The 22,778-nt window shown below is 66.3% G+C and carries 19 protein-coding genes; all 19 read right to left on the reverse strand.

What is annotated here, in order from left to right; all coding sequences use genetic code 11:
• Positions 1-102 precede the first annotated feature (102 nt).
• A complete protein-coding gene (locus FOC84_RS30845) occupies positions 103-2,568 on the reverse strand; it encodes a TonB-dependent siderophore receptor (protein ID WP_173149048.1) in 2,466 nt (821 codons plus the stop codon).
• Positions 2,569-2,642: 74 nt separating this feature from the next.
• Complete coding sequence (locus tag FOC84_RS30850; RefSeq protein WP_254242058.1) at positions 2,643-3,587, reverse strand: FecR family protein; 945 nt, start codon at positions 3,585-3,587, stop codon at positions 2,643-2,645.
• 65 nt (positions 3,588-3,652) lie between these two features.
• Positions 3,653-4,183 (reverse strand): sigma-70 family RNA polymerase sigma factor, encoded by a 531-nt coding sequence (locus FOC84_RS30855; RefSeq protein ID WP_173149052.1) that lies wholly within the window; start codon positions 4,181-4,183, stop codon positions 3,653-3,655.
• A gap of 90 nt (positions 4,184-4,273) precedes the next feature.
• A complete protein-coding gene (locus FOC84_RS30860) occupies positions 4,274-4,990 on the reverse strand; it encodes an SDR family NAD(P)-dependent oxidoreductase (protein ID WP_173149054.1) in 717 nt (238 codons plus the stop codon).
• 122 nt (positions 4,991-5,112) lie between these two features.
• Entirely contained in the window at positions 5,113-5,535 is a 423-nt protein-coding gene (ubiT, locus tag FOC84_RS30865; protein WP_173149056.1) for a ubiquinone anaerobic biosynthesis accessory factor UbiT, read from the reverse strand.
• Entirely contained in the window at positions 5,532-6,425 is an 894-nt protein-coding gene (locus tag FOC84_RS30870; RefSeq protein ID WP_173150540.1) for a U32 family peptidase, read from the reverse strand. The genes ubiT and FOC84_RS30870 overlap by 4 nt, the downstream gene beginning before the upstream one ends.
• Positions 6,422-7,438, reverse strand: coding sequence for a ubiquinone anaerobic biosynthesis protein UbiU (ubiU, locus tag FOC84_RS30875; protein WP_173149058.1), 1,017 nt, complete (start codon positions 7,436-7,438; stop codon positions 6,422-6,424). The genes FOC84_RS30870 and ubiU overlap by 4 nt, the downstream gene beginning before the upstream one ends.
• A 78-nt stretch (positions 7,439-7,516) precedes the next feature.
• A complete protein-coding gene (locus tag FOC84_RS30880) occupies positions 7,517-8,188 on the reverse strand; it encodes a response regulator (protein ID WP_173149060.1) in 672 nt (223 codons plus the stop codon).
• 11 nt (positions 8,189-8,199) lie between these two features.
• Positions 8,200-10,137, reverse strand: a complete 1,938-nt coding sequence (locus FOC84_RS30885; protein ID WP_173149062.1) for a type IV pili methyl-accepting chemotaxis transducer N-terminal domain-containing protein — start codon at positions 10,135-10,137, stop codon at positions 8,200-8,202.
• 79 nt (positions 10,138-10,216) lie between these two features.
• Positions 10,217-10,714 (reverse strand): molybdopterin-guanine dinucleotide biosynthesis protein B, encoded by a 498-nt coding sequence (mobB, locus tag FOC84_RS30890; protein WP_173149064.1) that lies wholly within the window; start codon positions 10,712-10,714, stop codon positions 10,217-10,219.
• The gene (locus tag FOC84_RS30895) at positions 10,711-11,370 is read right to left on the reverse strand and encodes a carbonic anhydrase (RefSeq protein ID WP_173149066.1); all 660 of its coding nucleotides are present in this window, start codon (positions 11,368-11,370) and stop codon (positions 10,711-10,713) included. The genes mobB and FOC84_RS30895 overlap by 4 nt, the downstream gene beginning before the upstream one ends.
• A gap of 1 nt (position 11,371) precedes the next feature.
• The gene (gene moaA / locus FOC84_RS30900) at positions 11,372-12,370 is read right to left on the reverse strand and encodes a GTP 3',8-cyclase MoaA (protein ID WP_173149068.1); all 999 of its coding nucleotides are present in this window, start codon (positions 12,368-12,370) and stop codon (positions 11,372-11,374) included.
• On the reverse strand, positions 12,367-13,128 hold the full coding sequence (locus FOC84_RS30905) for a peptidylprolyl isomerase (RefSeq protein WP_173149070.1): 762 nt from the start codon (positions 13,126-13,128) through the stop codon (positions 12,367-12,369). Before FOC84_RS30905 ends, moaA begins: the two co-directional genes overlap by 4 nt.
• 22 nt (positions 13,129-13,150) lie before the next feature.
• Complete coding sequence (gene narI / locus FOC84_RS30910; RefSeq protein WP_173149072.1) at positions 13,151-13,834, reverse strand: respiratory nitrate reductase subunit gamma; 684 nt, start codon at positions 13,832-13,834, stop codon at positions 13,151-13,153.
• 18 nt (positions 13,835-13,852) lie between these two features.
• Entirely contained in the window at positions 13,853-14,500 is a 648-nt protein-coding gene (gene narJ, locus FOC84_RS30915) for a nitrate reductase molybdenum cofactor assembly chaperone (RefSeq protein ID WP_173149074.1), read from the reverse strand.
• Between the two features lie 14 nt (positions 14,501-14,514).
• Complete coding sequence (gene narH / locus FOC84_RS30920) at positions 14,515-16,080, reverse strand: nitrate reductase subunit beta (RefSeq protein WP_173149076.1); 1,566 nt, start codon at positions 16,078-16,080, stop codon at positions 14,515-14,517.
• Positions 16,077-19,817, reverse strand: coding sequence for a nitrate reductase subunit alpha (locus FOC84_RS30925; protein WP_173149078.1), 3,741 nt, complete (start codon positions 19,815-19,817; stop codon positions 16,077-16,079). Before FOC84_RS30925 ends, narH begins: the two co-directional genes overlap by 4 nt.
• Before the next feature lie 154 nt (positions 19,818-19,971).
• A complete protein-coding gene (locus tag FOC84_RS30930; RefSeq protein ID WP_173149080.1) occupies positions 19,972-21,360 on the reverse strand; it encodes a NarK family nitrate/nitrite MFS transporter in 1,389 nt (462 codons plus the stop codon).
• A 10-nt stretch (positions 21,361-21,370) separates the two neighbouring features.
• Positions 21,371-22,648: an MFS transporter gene (locus FOC84_RS30935; protein ID WP_254241835.1), complete on the reverse strand. Its 1,278-nt coding sequence runs from the start codon at positions 22,646-22,648 to the stop codon at positions 21,371-21,373.
• Positions 22,649-22,778: the final 130 nt, after the last annotated feature.

Consider the following 22,778-nt stretch of genomic DNA (forward strand, 5'->3'; position numbering starts at 1 on the left):
GGATGGCGAGGTGTGCAGTCCAGGCCGGATTGTAGTTAGGCGGGCGGGATATGGATACCGCCGGGTGCTCATAACCATATCACCGCGCAGCGCGGCTTTGCGCTAGAAGGAGTACCGCAGGTTCAGCATCGCGTTCCTTGGCGCTCCGTAATAACCGGTATTGAACGTCGTATCCAGAGAACTCAGATACTTCTTGTCGAACAGGTTGTTCAGGTTCAGCGTGGCCGATAGCTGCCGGCTGAAGTCGTAGCGCGCCATCAGGTTCACCACTGCATATGCGTCCTGGCGCGCCGTCACCGTCTTGTTCAACTGCCACGGCGTGGTGGAGTAATAGATGGCGCTTTGCCAGTTCACCCCTCCGCCCACGGTAAGGCGCTGCCATGCGCCGGGCAGACGATAGGTGGTCCATACCTTGACCATATGTTCGGGCATGACGGTCTTGATGCGTACGCCTTCGCTGTCCTGCGTGCGGCTGTACGTGTAGGACGCGGCCAGGTTCCAGCCCGGCATGACTTCGCCGGTCAGCTCCACGTCGATGCCTTTGGTCTTGGCTCCCGGCACGGCGCGGTAGGCGGCGATGTTGTCCGTGCCTGGAACCAGATAACCGTCGTCCGCCACGGCAAGATTGTCCTGGCGCGTGATGAACAAGGCGGCACTGCTGTTGAGCGCGCCGCCGAACCACTCGCTCTTCAGGCCGGTCTCATAGTTGACGCCGTCGCGCGGGTCCAGCGCCCGGCCGTTGCGATCCCGGTAGTACTGCGGCTTGTAGATGCTGGTGTAGCTGGCATAGACGGTGTGTGCGTCGTTGAGGTCGTAGACCACTGCCGCGTAGGGCGTGACGACGTCGTTCGACGTGGCCTGCTGCGACTGGTTGAATACCGCGCTCGCGGGATTGGCGAATTTCTGCTGGTAATCCCATTTGTAGCTGCTGATCCGCGCGCCGCCGATAAAGGACAGCGCGTCGGTCGCGCGAAAGCGCGTCACCGCGTAGCCGCCGGTCTCGCGCACATAGGTATCGTTGTCGTAGTTCTTGACGAAGCTGGGCCAGACAGCTTCATTGCCCCATGTGTAGAGATTGAAGGGGTGTGCGGCCGCGTACCCGCTGGTGTCGCGATACACGTCCGAACGGGTGTCGGATTCCGAAAACGCCAGCCCCATCACGAAGTCGTGCCGGCGGCCGAACAGCTCGTATGGCCCTTCAATGTGCAGGTCCAGGCCCGTTTGCACCTGCCGGCTCTTGCCTCCCTGGATCCACAGCGGCATCCCCTTCCCGGTCTGCTCGTTGGCGAAGCCCGAGGACACGCTGGCCATCGCAGTCTGGAAGTCGCGCTGGCTTTCCAGGCGGTTGGCCGAGAACTTCACCGACCAGTCACGGGCAAACTTCTGCTCCAGCGACAGGAACAGGTTGGTCGCGTCCACGTCGAACGTGTTGTTGCGGGCCGCGACGTTCCGCGACCGCGCCAAATCCACCTGCTTGCCGTTGCTGTAGAAGAGCGGAAGCCCCAAACCACCCATGCTGCCGCGCGGACGGTTGCGTTGGTAGTCCACGCCCGCTGTCAGCAAGGTGCTATCGGTCAGGTCCGCCTCGATGATGCCGTAGAACACCTGGCGCTGCTGCTGGTAGTAGTCGATAAAGCTGCGGTTCTGCTGGTAGGCCGCGACGGCGCGGCCGCGCACGCTGCCCGATGCGTTCAGGGGGCCGCCCAGGTCCGCTTGCGCCCGGTACAAGTCCCACGAACCCACGCCGGCGTCCACATGGCCCTGGAACTCGGATGTGGGGCGTTTGCGTATCATGTTCAGCGTGCCTGAAGGCTCGCCCGCACCGGTCATCAGGCCTGCCGCGCCGCGCAACACCTCGACGCGGTCATACACAGCCATGTCGGCCAGGCTGGGCGAGACGTCTTGCGTGCCCACTTCCACGATGGTCGGTACGCCGTCAATCTGATAGCTTTCGATGGCGTAGCCGCGCGAGAGCACGTTGAAGCGCTCGCTGCCCATGTTCTGCACCGAGATGCCTGGCGTCTGCTGCAGCACCGCGTTGATGCTGTTGAGCGATTGGTCCTCGATGCGCTGGTGGGTCATGATGCTGATCGACTGCGGCGTCTCGCGTAGCGACAGATTCAAGGCCGTGGCTGTGTTGCTCGCGCCCGTGGTATAGGAGCCCGACCCTTCGGTGGGCATGGGCACGCCCGAACCGGTGACGGTCACGGCTTCCAGTTGCACCGCGCCGCCCTGCGCCGCCACGCGCTGCAAGGCGTAGCGTTTGTCGCCGGTACGCACGGCCTGCAAGCCGCTGCCGGCCAGTATCCGGCCAAACGAGGCCTCTACCGTCAAGCCGCCCGGTACGCCATGGCTGTTCCGGCCGCGCGTGGCGGCCGGGTCGTAGGACAAGGCCAGCCCTGCCTGCTCCGCATACTGGTTAAGCACCGAATCCAGCGGTCCGGCGGCAATGGCTGACTGCGCCGCCGCCGGGGGCTCAGTCTGTGCTCGCGCCTGCCATGGCGCCGCAGCCAAGGCCAGATGGATCGCCGCCAGCCTCAGGCAATGCCGGCGTTGCGTCTTGTTCATGTTCCCTGCCCCTATGTCGTGTGTACCCATGCATGACGGGCCACCACGCCATAAGGCCAGTTCCTGTTACATATTCATGGCGTGGACAGGCGACGCCCGATGCGGACGATGCCGGGAATGTCCGTATTCACCACGATGGGCAGGCTGTCAGCCAGCGCAGCCAACGCCTCGTCACCGTCCAGCGGAAACACGCCCGAGACGCGCAGGTCCTCCAAGGCGGCCCTGTCATACCAGAGCAACGACCGGCGGTAGCGCGCCAGTTCGGACAGTACGTCCGGCAACGCCGCATTGCGCACGCTCAGGCGATGGCGGGTCCACGCCTCCTCGGCTGAGGGGTCCACCTGCGGTCCCGCAGCCACATCGCGGCGCGACAGGTAAACCGAGGCGCCCTCCGGCACATCGCGGCATTGCGCGGGCGACTCGTCCCGCGGGCACGCGGACACCATCGACTCGGTAACGCCAACCCGCGTGGACGCCGGCAGCACGCGCACGACATAGCGCGTGCCGCGCGCCGTCACGGTGCCGTCGCGCGTCGCCACGACGAAAGGCCGGTTGCCAGCCTCCTTTGCCACCACTGCCAGGATCTCGCCCTGCCGCAACACGATACGGCGCTCGGTACGGGAATAGCGCACGTCGATGGCGCTGCCAGTGTTAAGCACCACCCGGCTGTCGTCATCCAGCACCACTACGCGTTGCTCGCCGACACCGCTGGCATAGTCCGCCAACAGCCAATCGGGAGCCGCCACGCTCCACAGCATCCAGAGCACTGGAACAGCCGCCGCGACCATCAACGCCGACTTGATCGCCTGGGAACGGCGTGCCCGGGCCGGCTTGGCGCCAATCGCCGCCGCCTGATGAACCAGCCCACGCGCCTGCGCCCCCGGCAAGGCGACGGCCGGCCCGGCCAGTGTGCGCCACACGCCATGCAGATGCTGCCACGCCCTTTCGTGCGCCGGCGCCTGTGCGCGCCAGCGGCGGCACGCATCCTCCTCATCGGGCGTAGGCGCCCCGGAAGACATCACGCTCAGCCAATGCGCGGCCTGCTCGAGCACGCGGCGATCCGCAGACTCCTGCCCTCGTGGCGTCATGCGCAGGCCCCGCCTGCCTTGGCATCGACCAGCACATCATGGCAGGCCATCAGGGCGCGCGCGATGTACTGCGTGACCGCGCTGCACGACACTCGCAGCGCCGCCGCGATCTCGGGGTGGGTCATACCGTCGAAGGTGCTCATCAGAAAGGCCTGACCGGCCTTGGCCGGCAAGCGTTCGATCACATCCGCCAGATTCCTGATAGCCTCCACCGCCGCGGCGACGGACTCGGCCGACGGCGCGCTATCGCCGCCGTGCTGGGCCAGGTACATCTCGGTATAGGCGCGCTCGATCTCGCGGTGGCGGAAATCGTCGATGATCAGCCGGGAGGCGGTTCGCGTCAGTAGCGCGCGCGGCTCCTGCACCTGGTCCAGCGCGCCGCGGCGGAACAGCCGCAGGAAAGTCTCCTGGGCGATGTCCTCGGCGTTGAAGCGGCAGCGCAACTTGCGCTCAAGCCAGGCACGCAACCAGGGATGGTGGCCGCTATAAAGCCGTTGGAAAAGATTGAGATGCTCGGAGGACGACATGGCCCGGGCGCGCGGAGGCTGCGGTTCAATTGATATTGAGAACCATTATTATATTATGAGACCACCTTGCGCCGCCAGCGCCCGCGCGGCTCAGAAACGCTCGTCCATCAGCGCTGGCATCACGATTTCCCGCACGAACGACGCATCGGACAGATTCAGCAGCGCGCGCGTCATCGCCACCACGTCGTGCACGGGTATCAAGCCGCCCTCTCCTCTCTGGCTAGCAGCGTCACGCGACGCGTCGATGCCGTCTTGCGTGTTCAGGTAGCCCAATTGCAGGCAGGTCACCGCCAGCCGCCGCGCCCTGAAACTCTCGCGCAAGGCGTCGGCGATGCCCCGCAGCGCGTACTTGGACGCGCCGAACGTCACTTCGGGGCGGCCGCTGCCGGCCAGTCCCGAGGTGGAGCCGGTCAGGATGAGCTGCGGCTTGCGCACGCCGAGGACGCGGGGAATCAGCCGTTGCAGCAACAGGATGGTGGCGGTGACATTGATGTCGACCATGCGCGCGATTGCCTTGGGCGAGTCCGCCAGGAAGTCGTAGTCCTCGCTGAATGCATGCTCTTCCCACACGCCCAGGTTGTAGAGAATGGCATCGAGCTCATCCGGAGCCTGCGCGGCGATCTGCTCGACGGCGGCCTCGGGCCGTGACAGGTCGGCCTCGATCCAGCGCAGTTCGCAGCCAGGCGCGACGGCGACGTCCAGCGGCGCGCGGCGGGCCACGCCCACGATCAGCGCGGCATCCTTGCCCAGTCCCTCCACGAATGCCCTGCCCAGTCCCTTGCTGGCGCCCACCACCATGATCCGCATTGCCGCCTCCGTCCGATCACGCCCGGAAAAGCGCCAAGCTCCCCCGCGGCAACGACGCCCGGTATAGCACGATCCCTGGCGGATTCCCGCAATGCCCGCAAGCGACGGCGGGCATTGCGCCGTTAACGCGTCGCGCCCTGCAGCCACGCCGGCCGTGGCGTCGCGTCCAGCCAGTTCTTGACGATCAGCCCCAGTTCCGTATCGCCCGAGATCCGCAGCCGGCGCTGGAAGAACAAGGTATCGGCGTCCGTCTCCGAGCGCATCAAGGCCAGCAGATCGGCCAGCTTCGCGCCCAACTCCAGTTCGGCGGCGGCGCCGCTCCATACCGGGCGAAAGGCCCCTTGCCGCACGGCGAAACTGCTGCGCAGGCCCAGGTCCTCGACCGTGATGGCGAAGCTGCGGCCTTCCAGCTCAGACGGCGGCGTGAGCCATTTCAGCCGCCGCGCCAGTTCCAGCCCGGCCGTGAAGTGTAGCGAGACGAATGGCGCGGGCAAACGCCGGCCCAGTCTGGCAAACACGCCGGGCACCTGGATCGCTGCGCTCATGCCGCCGCCTCCAACAGGTCGATGCCCGGCTTGCCATGGAAGTAGCCATTGCAGCGGACCATGCCCGCCGGAGGCTGCGCCTCCGCCGGCGCCAGGCCGCGCCGCGTGGCATCCAGCGCGGCGATCGCCTCCAGCGTGCCGGCCGATTGCGGACTCACGCGCAGCACCTCGACGCCCATGGCCGCCAGGGCCGGCGCCTGTGACAGCAGGTCCAGACAGGCCCCCGACTGCACCTGGATGCCGTTGATCGCCAGGAAATCGCTAGCTTCCCGCGTGCGCATGTCCAGCCCGTCCGGATGCTCGATGCAGCGAAAACCGCAGTCGTCCTTCTTCAGGCGGAAATGCCGCGCGGTGAAGCAGCGCGCGGAAAACGCCAGCGCCATGCGGCCCCAGACCATGACTTCCGCCTCCAGGCCCGCGGGCTTCTCGGCCATCAGGAGGGCCAAGGTCTTGCTGTCCATTTCCAGCGGCGCGACGAAGCGCGCGGCGCCGCGTCCGGCCAGCCATTCCAGGGTGCCGCCGTGATAGGCGTTGACGTGAGGGCCCGCCACGAAGGCGCGGCCGTTCAGGTGCCGCACCGCCCCCAGTTCGCCCGCTTCGACCATGAAGTCGTCCTGCCCGCAGAGCTTCTTCAGCGCGCTGGCCTCGGCGCCGGTCTCGATCAGCGTGCGGCCCGACAGCACCACCGTCTTGCCCACGGCGCGCAGGTCGCGTGCGAGATCCATCCAGTCCTCGGCGCGCAGCTCGTGCCTGCGGCTACAGACGGTTTCGCCCACGTAGAGGATGTCCGCGGGGCTGTCGGCCAGCGCCGCGTAGAAATCCAGCGTGTGCTGGCGCGACCAGTAGTACTGCAGCGGTGCGACCGATATCCGGTAAGTGCTAGATGTCATTTCCATGGACGTTCGAATGCGCCTTGCGTGACTTGGGAACCCTCGGAATGGCGCGCCAGCATGGCGTTCCACTCGGGACGGGGTGAGAAGCGGGAAGCGTCCGCATGCGCGCTATCCAACGCCGCGCGCAGGGTCGACACCACCTGGGTGACATAGGCCGGGCTGCGTTGCCGCCCTTCGATCTTGATGGCGGAAACGCCCATTTCCGCCAGCCGCGGCAACAGGCCGATGGCATTCAGGCTGGTGGGTTCCTCCAACGCGTGGTCGGCCTGCCCGTCCACGTCGAAGCGGCCCTTGCACAGGGTGGGATAGGCGGCCGGTTCGCCCGGTTCGTAGCGGTCGATCAGGATGCCGTTCAAGCGAGCGTCCATGCGGCCGTTTTCCTCCGACCAACGCACCGCATGCGCGGGCGAACAGACGCCCTTGTTGTTGGGGGAATCGCCAGTCGCGTAGGACGACAGCAGGCAGCGGCCTTCGGCCATGACGCACAGGCTGCCGAAGCCGAACACCTCGACCTCGACGCTGACGTTGGCGCAGATGCGCGCGATCTCGGCCAGCGTCAACACGCGCGGCAGCACCACGCGGCGGATGCCGAACTGTTCCTTCATCAGCTCGATGGCGTCGGTGTGGGTGGCGGAACCTTGCACCGACAGGTGCAGGCGCAGGTCGGGATAGCGGTCGCTGGCATAGGCCAGCAGCCCCGCGTCGGCCATGATGACCGCGTCCGCGCCCAGGCCATGGGCGGCATCCACGGCGGCGCGCCACTCCGGCGCCCTGCCCGCCTGCACGAAGGTGTTGATCGCGAACAGCACCTGCCGTCCGCGGCTGTGGGCCAGTTCGACGCCCGCGCGGATGTCGCTTTCGGTGAAATTGAGCCCGGCGAAGTTGCGGGCGTTGGTGGCGTTCTTGAGCCCGAGGTAGACGGTGTCGGCGCCGGCATCGATGGCGGCCTTCAGCGCGGCCAGGCTGCCGGCGGGGGCCACGAGCTCCAGGGGAGAGGTTCGAGTTTCCATGCCGGCCAGTCTATGGGGCCGCCACGCCCCTGGCCTTGTCGCAGATCAAACGGTCCATGCCGAACGCGGCATGCCGGCCTATTCTTCCGTGTACAGGCCGTGTTCGACCGCATACACCGCGACCTGCACGCGGCTGGTGAGGTTCAGTTTCTTGAGCACGTTCTGCACGTGGATCTTGACCGTGCTTTCGCTTACGTCCAGTTCGCGCGCGATGACCTTGTTGCTGGCGCCGCGCGCCAGCCATTGCACGATCTGGGTCTCGCGCGCGGTCAGGCGGTGGCGCTCGCCGCTGCCCGCCGGCTGCGGCGCCTGCGCCGCCAGGCTGGCCTGCCCGCGGAACTGCTCCACCAGCTTGGCGGTCATGCTCTCGGCGATGACCGGCTCGCCGCCCGCGGCGCGGCGGATCGCGGCGGTCAGCGCATCGGCGTCGATGTTCTTGACCAGGTAGCCGCGGGCGCCGTCGCGCAGGGCCTGCCCCAGCTCGTCGGCCTCTTCCGACACCGTCAGGATGATGACCGCGCAGGATGGCAGTTCCTGCGTCAGGAGCTGCAGCGTTTCCAGTCCGGACAGGCCCGGCAGGTTGAGGTCCAGCAGGACCACGTCCGGCTTGAGTTCCTTGGCGCGCTTCAGGCCTTCGACGCCGTCGCCGGCCTCGGCCACGACCTCGAAGTCGGGCTGGCGTTGCAACAGCAGGCGCACCCCCGAGCGGAACAGGGTGTGGTCGTCGACGAGGAGGATACGGATGGGCATGGTAGGAATGTTCAAGCGGCCTGGCGTTCGCTGCCGGGCAGGGTCAGCGCGACGCGGGTGCCGGCGCCGGGCTGCGATTCGAGTTTTATCACGGCGCGCATGCGGGCGGCGCGCTCGCGCATGATGTGCAGGCCCACGTGCGATTCGCCGCGCTCGGCCACCTCGGCGGGGTCGTAGCCCTGGCCGTCGTCGGCGATGGCCAGGCTGAAATCGCGGTCATTGGCGACTTCGATGCGCACATGGCTGGCTTCGGAGTGCTTACGTACGTTGGACAAGGCTTCTTGCAGGATGAACAGCACCTGCAGCTGCTCATCGGGCGACAGCGGCGCGCCTTCGCCGGAGCCGAAGCGCAATTCGGTCTCGATGCCGGTCTGGCGCCGGAAGCGGGCCACGGTATCTTCGATGCCGGCCTGCAGATCGCCCTGCGACAGCTTGGTGCGGAAGTTGGTCAACAGCTCGCGCACGTCCTGGTAGCTTTCGTCCACGCCGGTACGCAAGAGCGGCAGGATCTCGTCGATCTCCGCCTGGTCGCCGCGCTTGACCGCGGCGTCCAGCATCTGCAACTGCAGGTTCAGGAAGTTCAGGCCCTGGGCCAGGCTGTCGTGCAGGCCCTGCGCCACCAGCCCGCGCTCGCGCACCACCGCCAACTGGCGCGCCTGGGCGCTCAGGCGACGGTTGTCCAGCGCCACGCCCAGATGCTGGCCCAGCGTTTCCAGCAATTGCGATTCGGCCGGCGACAGGCGGCGCTGCTGGCGGAAATGCAAGGAATACGAACCCAGCACCTCGTCGCGCGTGACGATGCGGAACACGGCCACGCTGGCAAAGCCGTCGCGCTGGCAGTTCAACTCCATCGACGGCGGCGACTCGCGGAAATCCTGGATGACGATGACCCCGGCCTGCCGCGTGGCGACGCCGCAATAGCAGTCGTTCACCCGCATGCAATGCTCGGATTCGACCAGTTCGTCGGACAGCCCCACCGACACCATCAGGTTGAGCTTCTCATTGTTGGGATCGAGTGCGCGGATGCTGCCGCCCTCGGCGTCGAACTGCAACATCACGCGCCGCAGGAAACCGTCGCACAACGCCTCGATCTCGTTGGGCTGGTTCAGGAAGGCAGCCATGTCGTAGAGCGCGCCGATGTCGCGGTTCTGCGCGGCCAACTGGGCCGTCTTCTCCTCGACGCGCCGCTCCAGGCCGGTGTACAGGTCCTGCAATTCATCGGCCATGCGGTTGTAGCCGCGCGCCAGCACGCCGAATTCGTCCTGGCTTTCCACCGGCAGCCGGGTGCTGAACTCCCTGGCCGCCATGCGTTGCAGGCCGTCGCGCAGGCGCAGCACCGGCGAAATGATCCAGAGGTACAGCAGGTAGATCATCGCCAGCGTGCCGGCGCTGGCAATAGCCGCCAGCACGCCTTGCGACAGGCGCAGCGAGGTGGTCTTGCCGGCGTTGTCCTGTTCGATCATGCGCACCAGCGTGTCGGCCCGCGCCACGAATTCCGGCAAGGTTTCCAGATAGGTGGCGGCGTCGGGCCGCTCCAGGGCTCGCTTGGCCGCGGGCTTCATGATGTCTTGCCAGTAGGCGGCCACGTCCTGCCATTGCTTGCGGATGGCCTGATCGTTGGGGATGAACAACGGGCGCGCCGGATTGCCGCGCGCCAGCCGCGCGATCGTGTCGTCCATCAGCTGGACCTGCTCGTTGGTGCGGAACTCGCGCCCGGCCTGCGGACGCATCAGCTCCACCGCCACGCGGTTGGCCCGCATGCGCAGGCTGCCTGTGTCATTGATGGCGGCGCCCGCGCCTTCCAGCTGCCAGGACAGCCACAGCGTCCAGCTGACCATGGACAGCACCACCACCAGCGCCACCAGGGAACTGATGACGATGCGCGTGGATAGGCGATGCCGGGGCGAAGGCAGGCCGTCGGGTGCGGCGGCGGTATCGGTAGGCTTCATGGCTTTCAACGCGGTCTTGCTTGAGGAATGCTGCGGGTTCCAGTGTAGCCGCTGCGCGCCCTGCTCCGGCCGCGGACCTTCAAGCCAGTCCCACGGCGCGGCAGATGAAATCGGCGATTTGCGCCGGTTCATTGATAGGCAGGCCGGGCAAACCGGTATCCAGCGGCGCATCGGTGGCCACCGCCAGGAAACTGCTGTCTTCCGCATGCAGGGGCGGCTTGCCCAGCGCGGGCCGGTACACCTCGATGCGCGGGATCGCCGCCTGCTTGAAGCCTTCGACCAGCACCAGGTCGGCCGGCGACAGGCGCGCCAGCTGATCCTCCAGCGTGGGTTCGGGCGCGTCACGCAGTTCGTGGACGATGGCGTAGCGGAACGGCGAGGCCACCATCACCTCCAGGGCGCCCGCCTGGCGGAAGCGGGCGCTGTCCTTGCCGGGTGGCTCCATCTGGAAATCGTGGTGGCTGTGCTTGATGACGCTGACCCGCAAGCCGCGCGCGGCCAGCAGCGGCAGCATCGCCTCGATCAGGGTGGTCTTGCCGCTGCCGGAACGGCCGGCGATGCCGAAAACTGGGGTCATGCAAGCTCCGTGAACAATGGGCATACGATGGGAAGGAACGCGTCCGCCCGCGCCGAGTATGCCAGCAAAGCGCCCGCCACCAGGTCGAAATACCAGCCGTGCAGCGTCAGGTTGCCCGCCTCCACGCCGCGCCGGACGAAGGGCAGATCTTCCAGGTTACGCAGCGAGATCAGAATGGAGGCCTGCTCGCAGGCGCGACGGCGTTCGGCGGCGGTCGCCTGCGGCATCTGCTGCAACACCTGCTTGCGCGCCGGTTCGGCGATGTCCATCCAGCGCTCCAGGTAGTCCGTCTCGCCGTCGCCGCGGGTGCGTCGGTCCATCAGCGCGCGTATGCCGCCGCAGTGCGCGTGGCCCAGCACGATGATGCGGCTGACCTGCAACTGCTCGACCGCGAACTGTATCGCGGCCAGCACGCCCTGCAGGCCCCGGTCCGTGCTGGACGGCGGCACCAGGTTGGCCACATTGCGCACGGTGAAAATGTCGCCGGGGTCGCAACCCAGCAGCATGGCCGGATCCACCCGCGAATCGCAGCAGCCGATCAGCAGCGTGCTGGGGTGCTGGCCCTCACGGAGACTGCGGTAAAGCGTGGGCGCGTCCTCGTAGTATTGCTGCTGGAAGCGCTGAAAACCGTCAACCAGTCTTTCAATATCGCGCATATCAGCCTCCCGTCTGCGCCATGAAGCGCACGATGCGTTCCGGCCGAGCGACAAAATCGTGGCGCTCCGGCTTGGCGGCGATGCCGCCCTGGATCGCCTGGATCAGCTCGGCGTCGCTGGCGCCATCTCGCAGCATGCGACCCAGCGGCACTTGATCTTCCTGGCCCAGGCACAGGTACAGGGTGCCGTCCACGCCCAGCCGGACGCGATTGCAGCCGGCGCAGAAATGGCGCGACATGGGCGTGATCACGCCCAGCACCGGCGTTCCATGGCCCGTGGTCCAGTAGCGGGCCGGGCCCGCGCCCGTCCCGCCCAGGGCGGACACCAGACCCGCGTCGGCAGCCAGCCGCGCGCCCATGGCGTTCAAATCGGTGTGCGCATAGCCCTGGCCGCAGCTGCCCATGGGCATGGGCTCGATCAGGCGCAGCACGAAACCCTGCGCCACCGCGTAATCCAGCAACCTGCGCACTTCGGCCTCGGGCGTGGCCGCGTGCACCACGCTGTTGAGCTTGATGGGCGCAAAGCCCGCGTCCTTGGCCGCTGCCAACCCCGCCAGCACCGATTCCAGGCAGTCCCGGCCGGTGATCTGGCTGAAGGCGGCGGCGTCCAGCGTATCCAGGCTGATGTTCAGACGGTCCACGCCCGCGGCGCGCAGGCCCCGCGCATGGCGCGCCAGCTGGGTGCCGTTGGTGGACACGGACAAATCCTTCAATCCGGGCATCGCGGCGATGACGCCCGCCAGGCCGGCCACGCCACGACGCAACAGGGGCTCGCCGCCGGTCAGCCGGACCTTGCTGATGCCCAGGCCGACGAACAGCCCCACCAGCCGCGCCATTTCCTCGTGGCGCAGCCAGTTGGCGGGAGTTTCAAACCCTTTGAAATCCTTGGGCAGGCAGTAGCTGCAACGCAGATCGCAGCGGTCCGTGACCGACACACGCAGGTAATCGATGCGGCGGTCGTAGCCGTCTTTGAGAGGTCCCGCAGCCGGCTCGTCCATCATGCGGCGCTCCCGCCATAGACGCGCTCGGGTTCCTCGCCCTGCAGGTCTATGCCCTGGATATCGGCGCGTTCGACCAGCAGCTTGGCGTACTGCCGCCAGGCGGTATCGCGGCTCATGGACGACAGCGCCGCCGCGATCTGCTTGTCGACATGTTCGAACGGCTGCATGCGGCCCTCGATGCGCCGCGTCACCCGCACGATGTGCAGGCCGTGGCGGGTTTCCAGCAATTGCGGCAGCAGGCCGCCAGCGGGCAGCGCGAACACCGCGCGCTCGAATTCCGGCACCGTGTCGCCCCGGCCCAACTGGCCCAGGCTGCCGCCCAAGGCCGCGGACGGGCAGTTCGATTGTTCCCGCGCGACTTCGGCGAAGCGCGAGGGATCTTCCATCAGTTCCGCCAATACCACATTGGCATGCGCCCGCAGCATGTCCAGGTTCACGCCGGGCGTGACCTGGAACAGGATGTGGTCCGCCTCGATCAGCTCGCCCACCATGAAGCGTTGCGGGTGCATCTGGTAGAAGCGGCGGCAGGCGGCCTCGTCGGCCTCGGGCGCGGACGCCTCGCGGGCCAGCAAGGCGCCAATGGCGCCCTCCTCGTCCGCGGCGTCCAGGCCCAGCCGGCTGGCCTCGTCCAGCAGCACCCGCCGCAGCACCAGGGCGGTGATCGCCTCGCGCATGGGATTACCGGCCTCGGCGTGCAGTGGCAGTTCATGTTCCAGATCCGCGTCGTTCAGTTCGACGCCATTGACGATGACAGGCATGGTCGGCTCCTAGGACAGGGAATCAGCGCGGACGGACCAGTTGCCAGGCGCGGCCCAGATACCCCACCGAGGCGAAGCCGCTCCAGACGTGGACCAGGCGCGTGAACGGGAAGATCACGAACAGCGTCAGGCCCATGAACAGGTGCGCCTTGAACAGCAGCGGCACGTCGGCGATGTGGCTGGCGGCGTCGCCCTGGAAGGTGACGATGTGCTGCGCCCAGGTCATCAGGCGTACCATCATTTCGCCGTCCATGTGGCCGGCGGACAGCACGATGGTGGACAGGCCGAGCAGCAAGGTGACCAGGATCCACAGCAGCAGCAGCTTGTCGCCAGGCCGTGTGGTGGCGCGGATGCGCGGGTCGCTCAGGCGGCGATGGATCAGGATCAGGAGGCCGATCAGGCACAGCCCGCCCATCACGCCGCCGGCCACCATGGCCACCGTCTGCTTCAGCGTGTGCGACACGCCCAGCGTGTCCCACACCACCACCGGCGTCAGCAAGCCCGCCAAGTGCCCGAAGAACAGGCCCAGGATGCCGATGTGGAACAGGATGTTGCCCAGGCGCAGTTGCCCGCGATGCAGCAGCTGCGAGCTGTCCGTCTTCCAGGTGTACTGCTCGCGCTCGAAGCGCACGAGGCTGCCCAGCAGGAAGATCGTCAGCGCGATGTAGGGATAGATACCGAAGAAGAACTGATTCAGGGAGTTCATGATGCGTCGTCCTGAAGATTAATGAGCCGCGGGCGCGCGGGGATAGAAGCGCACGGTCTGCGCGCCATCGCCCGAGAACGGCCGCAGCAGCGGTTCCACGCCGTCCGCGCCTATGCCGAACGTTTCCATCGCTTCGTCCATGTCGCGCACGGGCGCTTCGGTCTGTTCGCGCGGAATCACGCGGGACTGCGCGCGCAGCACCGCGAAGACGCAGGCGTAGGGGCTTTCGCCCTTGGCCAGGCGCGCGCCGATGGCGGCCAGCACGTGGATGGCCTCGTCCAACAGGTCCTGCGCCTGGGCCGGGTCGATCACGCCCAGGAACTCCAGGAACAGCGGCACGTGGTCGGGCAGCTCGGACACCACCGGTTCGAAGCCGTGTTCGCGGTAGGTGTCCAGCAGGTCCACCATGGCCTGGCCGCGGTCGCGGCTTTCGCCGTGCACGTGCTCGAACAGGTGCAGCGAATGCGAGCGGTTGCGGTCGAAGGTGGCCACGTAGTTCTCTTGCAGCGCGATCAGGTCGTTGGTGGCCAGGTAGCCGATCAGCGGCTGCAGGGTTTCCTCCGCATCCGGATGGTCGGCCAGCGCGGTTTCGACCTCGCCCAGGGCGTCCAGCAGCTCGGGCTCGGGGTAGCACAGCAAGGCGGAAAGCAGACGGTACAGACTCATGGTTTTCTCCTTTCCTAGACCGAAGCGGCCTTCTTGCGGGATTTCGGCATCTCGATGAATATCTCGCTGCCTTGGGGCTTGCGTCCGAACAAGGTGCCTTCCGACACCCCGCCGGAGCAGCCGTTGCCGAAGGTGAAGCCGCAGCTGCCCTTCTCGTTGAAGCTGTCCTCGACCACTTCCTTGTGGCTGCTGGGCACCACGAAGCGGTCCTCGTAGTCGGCGATGGCCATGATCTTGTACATGTCCTGCACCGTCGCCTCGGTCAGGCCCACCTGATCCAGCAAGGCGGTGTCGCGTTCGCCGTGCACGGTCTCGGAGCGCTTGTAGGCGCGCATGGCCAGCATGCGTTCCAGCGCCTGCAACACCGGCGCTTCCTTGCCTGCCGTCAGCAGGTTGGCCAGGTAGCGCACCGGAATGCGCAGGCTGGACACATCGGGGATCATGGCGCTCTTGCCCACCGTGCGGCTCGGCATCTGGCCGGACTCGGCGGCCGTCTGGATCGGCGACAGCGGCGGGATGTACCAGACCATGGGCAAGGTGCGGTATTCCGGATGCAGCGGGAAAGCGACGCGCCACTCCACCGCCATCTTGTAGACCGGCGACTTGCGGGCGGCTTCGAGCCAGGATTCCGGAATGCCCTGCTCGCGCGCGGCGGCGATTACCTCCGGTGAATGCGGATCCAGGAACAGGTCGAGCTGCGACTGGTACAGGTCCTGTTCGTTGGCGGTGGATGCGGCATGCTCGATCTGGTCGGCGTCATACAGCATCACGCCCAGGTAGCGGATGCGGCCCACGCAGGTTTCCGAGCACACCGTGGGCTGGCCGGCTTCGATGCGCGGATAGCAGAAGGTGCACTTCTCGGCCTTGCCGCTGCTCCAGTTGTAATAGATCTTCTTGTACGGGCAGCCGGAGATGCACATGCGCCAGCCGCGGCACTTATCCTGGTCGACCAGCACGATGCCGTCGTCTTCGCGCTTGTAGATGGAACCGGACGGGCAACTGGCGACACAGGCCGGGTTCAGGCAGTGTTCGCACAGGCGCGGCAGGTACATCATGAAGGTGTTCTCGAAGGTCGAGTACATCTCCTTCTGCACGCCCTCGAACAACGCGTCGCGGCTGCGCGAGCTGAATTCGCCGCCCAGGTCGTCTTCCCAGTTCGGGCCCCAATGGATCTTGTCCATCTTCTTGCCGGTCAGCACCGACACCGGACGCGCGGTCGGCGGCGTCTGCAACAAGGGCGCCTTCTGCAGGTGCTCGTAGTCGAAGGTGAACGGCTCGTAGTAGTCGTCGATCTGCGGCAGATTCGGGTTGGCGAACAGATTGGCCAGGATGCGCAGCTTGCCGCCCTGGCGCGGTTCCAGCTTGCCGGCGGCGGTGCGCTTCCAGCCGCCCTTCCACTTTTCCTGGTTCTCCCATTCCTTGGGGTAGCCGATGCCGGGCTTGGTTTCCACGTTGTTGAACCAGGCGTACTCGACGCCGTCGCGGCTGGTCCAGACGTTTTTGCAGGTGACCGAGCAAGTGTGGCAGCCGATGCACTTGTCCAGGTTCAGCACCATGCCGATTTGGGCGCGTATCCTCATGATTGCTTCTCTTCTTGTTGCGTTTCGACCAGCGGACCTTCCAGCCAGTCCACCTTCTTCATCTTGCGCAGCACCACGAACTCATCGCGGTTGGCGCCCACCGTGCCGTAGTAGTTGAAGCCGTAGGCCTGCTGGGCATAGCCGCCGATCATGTGCGTGGGCTTGAGCACCGTGCGCGTGACCGAGTTATGGATGCCGCCGCGCTTGCCGCTGGTTTCCGCGCCAGGCACGTTCACGATCTTTTCCTGCGCGTGGTACATCAGGCACATGCCCACCGGCACGCGCTGGCTCACCACCACCCGCGCCGTCAGGGTGCCGTTGACGTTGAAGACTTCGACCCAGTCGTTGTCGACCAGCCCGGCCTGCTTGGCCTCGGCTTCCGAGATCCACACGTGGGGACCGCCGCGGCTGAGCGTGAGCATGCGCAGGTTGTCCGAGTACGTGCTGTGGATGCCCCACTTCTGGTGCGGCGTCAGCCAGTTCAGGACCAGTTCCTTCTCGCCGTTCGGGTAGCGGCCCAGCATCGGCGCGACCGTCTTGGTGTCGATGGCGGGCTTGTACACGCAGGAGCCTTCGCCGAAGTCCAGCATCCAGCGGTGGTCCTGATAGAACTGCTGGCGGCCCGTCAGCGTGCGCCATGGGATCAGTTCGTGCACGTTGGTATAGCCGGCGTTGTAGCTGACCTCTTCGCTCTCCAGGCCCGACCAGGTGGGCGCGGAAATGATCTTGCGCGGCTGCGCCTGGATGTCGCGGAAGCGGATCTTGTCGTGCTCGCGGCCGATGGCCAGGTGGGCGTGCTCGCGTCCGGTGATCTTGCTCAGGGCTTCCCAGGCCTTGACCGACACGTGGCCGTTGGTCTCGGGGGCAAAGGTCAGGATCATTTCGGCCGCATCGATGGCCGTGTCCAGCTTGGGCCGGCCCTGGCTCACGCCCGGCTCGGTCACGGCCTCGTTGATGCCGGCCAGCTCGTGCACTTCGTGCTCGGTGTTCCAGTTGATGCCCTTGCCGCCGTTGCCCAGCTTGTCCAGCAACGGGCCTACCGAAGTGAACTTGCGGTAGATGTCGTTGTAGTCGCGCTCGACCACGGTCATGTTGGGCGCGGTCTTGCCCGGAATCAGGTCGCATTCGCCCAGCTTCCAGTCCTTGGGCTCGAAGGCCTGGCCCAGTTCTCCCGGGGTGTCGTGCATCAGCGGGGTCAACACCACGTCGCGGCGCTTGCCCAGGTAGGGGCCGCCGATGTCGCTGAACTTCTTGGCCAGCAGCTTGTAGATTTCCCAGTCGGTCTTGCTTTCCCACAAGGGCTGCACGGCTTCGCTCAGCGGGTGGATGAACGGGTGCATGTCCGAGGTGTTGAGGTCGTCCTTTTCGTACCAGGTGGCCGTGGGCAACACGATGTCGCCGTACAGGCAGGTGGTGCTCATGCGGAAGTCCAGCACCGTCAGCAGGTCCAGCTTGCCTTCAGCCGCGTCGTCCTGATAGGTCACTTCAGTCGGCTTGATCGCTTCGGCTTCGTCGCCGAACACCGCATTCTGCGTGCCCAGCAGGTACTTCAGGAAGTACTCGTGGCCCTTGCCGCTGGAACCCAGGATGTTGGAGCGCCACACGAACATGTTGCGCGGGAAGTTGGCCGGATCGTCCGGGTCCTCGCAGGACATGCGCAGTTCGCCCGACTTGAGCTGTTCGGCCACATAGGCTGCGGGATCCTTGCCCAGGCTTTCCGCCTGCGCCACCACGTCCAGCGGGTTGGTGCGCAATTGCGGCGCCGACGGCAGCCAGCCCATGCGCTCGGCGCGGGCGTTCAGGTCGATCATGCTGAGATCGCCGTAGCGGCCGCGGTCCGCCGTCGGTCCCAGGATTTCCTGGACGTTCAGCTTTTCATGGCGCCACTGGCTGGTGTGCGCGTAGAAGAAGGACGTGCCGTTCATCTGGCGCGGCGGGCGGACCCAGTCCGAAGCGAAGGCCAGCGGGGCCCAGCCGAACTGCGGACGCAGCTTTTCCTGGCCCACGTAGTGCGCCCAGCCGCCGCCGCTCTTGCCCACGCAGCCGCACATCATCAGCATGTTGATGATGCCGCGGTAGATCATGTCCATGTGGTACCAGTGGTTCAGGCCGGCGCCGACGATCACCATGGACTTGCCTTCGGTATCGTGGGCGTTCTGCGCGAATTCGCGCGCCACCTGGATCACCTGCGCGCGCGGCACGCCGGTGTGTTTTTCCTGCCAGGCGGGCGTGTAAGGCACGTCGTCGTCATAGGAGCTGGCGACATTGCCGCCGCCCAGGCCGCGGTCCAGGCCGTAGTTGGCCATCTGCAGGTCGTACACCGTGGCCACCAGGGCCTCGCTGCCGTCGGCCAGGCGGATGCGGCGCGCGGGCACATTGCGCACCTGCAGTTCGCCATGCTCGCTGCCGAAATACGGGAAGCCCACGCCCACCACCGCGTCGGCCTGGTCGACCAGGCTCAGCGTGGCCTCGATCTCGCGGCCGCTGCCGCCGTCCCGGGATTCCAGGTTCCAGCGGCCGACCTTCTCGCCGCCGTTGACCGCGCCCTCGCCCCAGCGGAAGCCGATGCTGCCGTTGGGCGCGACCAGGTCGCCGCTCTTGGCGTCCAGCACCAGCGTCTTCCAGTCGGGGTTGTTCTGCTCGCCCAATGCGCCGTCCAGATGCGAGGCGCGCAGGAAGTGGTCGGGCGCAAGAAAGCCGTCGCGTTCCTTCAGCAGGACCAGCATCGGCATGTCGGTGTAGCGCCGCACGTAATCGCGGAAGTACGCCGACGAGCCCGACAGGTGGAATTCCTTCAGGATCACATGGCCCATGGCCATGGCGAGCGCGGCGTCGGTGCCCTGCTTGGGCGCCAGCCAGATGTCGCCGAACTTGACCATTTCGCCGAAGTCGCTGGACACGGCCACCGTCTTGGTGCCCTTGTAGCGGACCTCGGTGTAGAAGTGCGCGTCCGGCGTGCGGGTCTGGGGCACGTTGGAGCCCCACACCATCAGGTAGGTCGAGTTGTACCAGTCGGCCGATTCCGGCACGTCGGTCTGTTCGCCCCAGATCTGGGGGCTGGCGGGCGGCAGGTCGCAATACCAATCGTAGAAGCTCAGGCAGGCGCCGCCCAGCAGGCTCAGATAGCGCGCGCCGGCGGCATAGCTGACCATGGACATGGCGGGAATCGGCGAGAAGCCGATCACGCGGTCAGGGCCGAACTTCTTGATCGTGAATGCGTTGGCGGCGGCGACGATCTCCATTGCCGTGTCCCAATCGGCCCGCACGAAGCCGCCCAGGCCGCGCACGGCCTTGTAGCGTTTGGCGCGCTTGGGATCCTGGCTGATCCATTCCCAGGCCGCGATCGGGTCCATGGTCTTGCGGGCCTCGCGCCACATTTCCATGAGACGGCCGCGGATCATCGGGTACTTCACGCGCTGCGCCGAGTAGACGTACCAGCTGTAGGAGGCGCCTCGCGGACAGCCGCGGGGCTCGTGGTTGGGCAGGTCCGGCCGCGTGCGCGGATAGTCGGTCTGCTGGGTTTCCCAGGTGATCAGGCCGTTCTTGACGTAGACCTTCCAGGAGCAGGATCCCGTGCAGTTCACGCCGTGCGTCGAACGCACCACCTTGTCATGCTGCCAGCGGGCGCGGTAGGCGTTTTCCCACTTGCGGTCCTCGTTGACCGTTTCGCCGTGACCGTCCGCGAAGGTGGACTTCACCCGCGACATGAACTTCAAGCGGTCCAGAAAATGGCTCATTCTCTATTCTCCAAGAGCGCCGGTCCGGCCGGCGCGTACTGCGATCAATGCTGTTGAATCCATTGTGGGCGCGGCCCGCCTGCCGGACCATTCGCCGGTGGCACAGGCCGGGCGCGGCAGAATGACTAGTCACTCCGGCCGCGTCCGTTTCGCTCTAGCAAGGCACCGGCGCATTGCGGCGGGCGTAGTACCACCAGGTGATGACCATGCAGGTGGCGTAGAAGCCGATGAAGCAATACAGGGCGGCCTGCACGCTGCCGGTCATCTCCAGCGAGGTGCCGAAGCTGCGGGGAATGAAGAAGCCGCCATATGCGCCGATCGCGCCCGAGAAGCCCAGCACCGCGGCGGACTCCTTGGCGGCGTCCGCCAGCGCCTGCTTCTGCGCCGCGGCGCCCTTACCCTCGGCCGCCTGCGTGCGTTCGCGCAGGAAGATCACGGGAATCATGCGAAAGGTCGAGCCGTTGCCCACGCCGGTCAGCGCGAACAGCACGATGAACATGGTCAGGAAGCCATTGAAGTTGCCCGCCTGCCCGGCGACCGGCAGGAACGTCACCACGCCCAGCACCGCGACGATCATGGCCGCAAAGGTGAACAGCGTGACCCGCGCACCGCCCAGCTTGTCCGACACCCAGCCGCCGAAAGGCCGCGTCAGCGAACCCACCAGCGGGCCGAGGAAGGCATAGGCCATGGGATCGACCTGCGGGAACAGCGTCTTGGTCAGCATGGCGAAGCCCGCCGAGAAGCCGATGAAGGAACCGAAAGTGCCCACGTACAACCAGCACATCAGCCAGTTGTGCTTGCGCTTGAAGATGACGGCCTGGTCCGCGAACGAGGCGCGGGCGTCGGCGATGTCGTTCATGCCGAACCAGGCGGCAATGGAAGCCAGCGCGATCGGGATCACCCAGATGAAGCCGGCGTTCTGCAGCCACAGGTTCTGCTGCGCGCCATTGGCGGTGATCACCTGCGGCTCGCCGCCGGCCACGCCGAACACGCCGATGGAAATGACCACCGGCACCACGAACTGCACCAGGGACACGCCCAGGTTGCCGATGCCGGCGTTCAGCCCGGTGGCCAGACCCTTCTTCTCCTTGGGGAAGAAGAAGCTGATGTTGGCCATGCTGGAGCTGAAGTTGCCGCCGCCCAGGCCGCACAGCAGCGCCAGGATCAGCAGGGTCGGAAAGGTGGTGGTCGGGTCGCGCAGCGCGAAGCCCATGCCCAGCGCCGGAATCAGCAGCGAGGCCGTGGAAATGGCGGTCCACTTGCGTCCGCCGAAGACCGGCACCAGGAAGGAATAGAAGATGCGCAGGGTCGCGCCCGACAACGCGGGCAGCGCCGTCAGCCAGAACATCTGGTTCTTGGACAGCATGAAGCCGGCGCGGTCCAGGTTGACGACAACCACGCTCCACAGCATCCAGATGCTGAACGCCAGCATCAGCGCCGGAATGGAGATCCAGAGATTACGGTTGGCGACGCGGGCGCCGGTCTGCTTCCAGAAGCCGGGATTATCCGGCTCCCAGCGCGCAAGGACTTGGGTGGAAGACATAGGGATACTCTCAGGATGTGGTGGTGGGAGAGACGGCGTGTTGCCGGGCAATGGCCGCGCTTTCCGGCCGGAAACTGAAGTGCATGAAGATGAGGGAGACGCAGACGGTGCCGTACAGCAGCATGAAGGCGCTGGAGCGAACGCCCGTCAGGTCCAGCAGCACCCCGAACATGATCGGCAGCACGAAGCCGCCCAAGCCGCCGGCCAATCCGACGATGCCCGAGACTGCGCCGATGTTTTCGCCGAACTCGTCCGAGATGAACTTGAAGACCGAGGCCTTGCCGATGGCCATGGCGATGCCGACCACGAACAGCAGCACGGTGAAAGTGACCGGTCCCAACGCGATGCCGAAGCTGCGCGGGCCATTGGCCGTCACGATGGTGAATTCCGTCTGCGGATAGCTCAGCAGGAAGAACGCCACCCAGCACACCCACATCACCCACCAGGTGGTCTTGTAGGCGCCGTAGCGGTCCGAGATCCAGCCGCCCAGGGCGCGCAGCACACCGCCGGGCAGGGAGAAGCACGCGGCCAGCAGCGCCGCCAGCTTCATGTCGAAGCCGTATTCGCCGATGTAGTACTTGGTCATCCACAGCGCCAGTGCCACGTAGCCGCCGAACACCACCGAGTAGTACTGGCAATACCGCCAGACGCGGGGATCCTTCAGCATGGCCATCTGGGCCGACAGGCTGGCGCCGCTCTTCACACGGTGCGCTGGATCGGAAGAAGAGAACATCCAGAACAGGATGGCGGTGACCAGGAGCGCCACGGCGTAGACCTGGGGCACGATGACCCAGGCGCCGCCCGCCGCCGCGATCAGGGCGGGGGCCACGAACTTGGTGATGGCGGAACCTGAGTTACCGGCCCCGAACACGCCCATCGCCAGGCCCTGCTTGTTGCGCGGGAACCAGCGCGCCACATAGGGCGTGCCCACCGAGAACGAGCCGCCCGTCAGGCCGACGAACAGCGCCAGCACCAGGAACTGCCAATATTCGGTGGCATAGGACAGCAGCCAGATCGGCACCACCGCCAGCAGCATCAGGATGAAGAACACCGGCCGGCCACCGTAGCGGTCCGTCCAGATGCCCAGCGGCACCCGCACCAGCGAACCGGTCAGCACCGGCATGGCGGCCAACAGGCCAAACTCGGTTTCGGACAGACCTAGCTGCGCCTTGATGGGAATGCCCAGCACCGCGAAGATCATCCACACCGCGAAACAGATGGTGAAGGCGAACGTGCTTGAAATCAGGACCCGCATCGGCGCGCCGGCCGAGGAATGACTTGCTGCCATGGTTACTCTCGCTTTACTCACGAAGACATGTGGCTAGCCTAGGGACGGCGCGCCTCCAGGACCATTCGCCAGCCGACCAGAAGCCCCTTGCCGATGTGACTAGTCACCCCCTTCTTGCCGGCCCGGCTTG

Origin of the sequence: Achromobacter pestifer (assembly GCF_013267355.1) — a bacterium.
GTDB lineage: Bacteria > Pseudomonadota > Gammaproteobacteria > Burkholderiales > Burkholderiaceae_B > Achromobacter > Achromobacter pestifer_A.

Excerpts from the sequence above, each read along its gene's own strand:
- FOC84_RS30845 (WP_173149048.1), bottom strand. The coding sequence starts at position 2,568 with ATGAACAAGACGCAACGCCGGCATTGCCTGAGGCTGGCGGCGATCCAT.
- FOC84_RS30850 (WP_254242058.1), bottom strand. The coding sequence starts at position 3,587 with ATGTCTTCCGGGGCGCCTACGCCCGATGAGGAGGATGCGTGCCGCCGC.
- FOC84_RS30855 (WP_173149052.1), bottom strand. The coding sequence starts at position 4,183 with ATGTCGTCCTCCGAGCATCTCAATCTTTTCCAACGGCTTTATAGCGGC.
- FOC84_RS30860 (WP_173149054.1), bottom strand. The coding sequence starts at position 4,990 with ATGCGGATCATGGTGGTGGGCGCCAGCAAGGGACTGGGCAGGGCATTC.
- ubiT (WP_173149056.1), bottom strand. The coding sequence starts at position 5,535 with ATGAGCGCAGCGATCCAGGTGCCCGGCGTGTTTGCCAGACTGGGCCGG.
- FOC84_RS30870 (WP_173150540.1), bottom strand. The coding sequence starts at position 6,425 with ATGACATCTAGCACTTACCGGATATCGGTCGCACCGCTGCAGTACTAC.
- ubiU (WP_173149058.1), bottom strand. The coding sequence starts at position 7,438 with ATGGAAACTCGAACCTCTCCCCTGGAGCTCGTGGCCCCCGCCGGCAGC.
- FOC84_RS30880 (WP_173149060.1), bottom strand. The coding sequence starts at position 8,188 with ATGCCCATCCGTATCCTCCTCGTCGACGACCACACCCTGTTCCGCTCG.
- FOC84_RS30885 (WP_173149062.1), bottom strand. The coding sequence starts at position 10,137 with ATGAAGCCTACCGATACCGCCGCCGCACCCGACGGCCTGCCTTCGCCC.
- mobB (WP_173149064.1), bottom strand. The coding sequence starts at position 10,714 with ATGACCCCAGTTTTCGGCATCGCCGGCCGTTCCGGCAGCGGCAAGACC.
- FOC84_RS30895 (WP_173149066.1), bottom strand. The coding sequence starts at position 11,370 with ATGCGCGATATTGAAAGACTGGTTGACGGTTTTCAGCGCTTCCAGCAG.
- moaA (WP_173149068.1), bottom strand. The coding sequence starts at position 12,370 with ATGATGGACGAGCCGGCTGCGGGACCTCTCAAAGACGGCTACGACCGC.
- FOC84_RS30905 (WP_173149070.1), bottom strand. The coding sequence starts at position 13,128 with ATGCCTGTCATCGTCAATGGCGTCGAACTGAACGACGCGGATCTGGAA.
- narI (WP_173149072.1), bottom strand. The coding sequence starts at position 13,834 with ATGAACTCCCTGAATCAGTTCTTCTTCGGTATCTATCCCTACATCGCG.
- narJ (WP_173149074.1), bottom strand. The coding sequence starts at position 14,500 with ATGAGTCTGTACCGTCTGCTTTCCGCCTTGCTGTGCTACCCCGAGCCC.
- narH (WP_173149076.1), bottom strand. The coding sequence starts at position 16,080 with ATGAGGATACGCGCCCAAATCGGCATGGTGCTGAACCTGGACAAGTGC.
- FOC84_RS30925 (WP_173149078.1), bottom strand. The coding sequence starts at position 19,817 with ATGAGCCATTTTCTGGACCGCTTGAAGTTCATGTCGCGGGTGAAGTCC.
- FOC84_RS30930 (WP_173149080.1), bottom strand. The coding sequence starts at position 21,360 with ATGTCTTCCACCCAAGTCCTTGCGCGCTGGGAGCCGGATAATCCCGGC.
- FOC84_RS30935 (WP_254241835.1), bottom strand. The coding sequence starts at position 22,648 with ATGGCAGCAAGTCATTCCTCGGCCGGCGCGCCGATGCGGGTCCTGATT.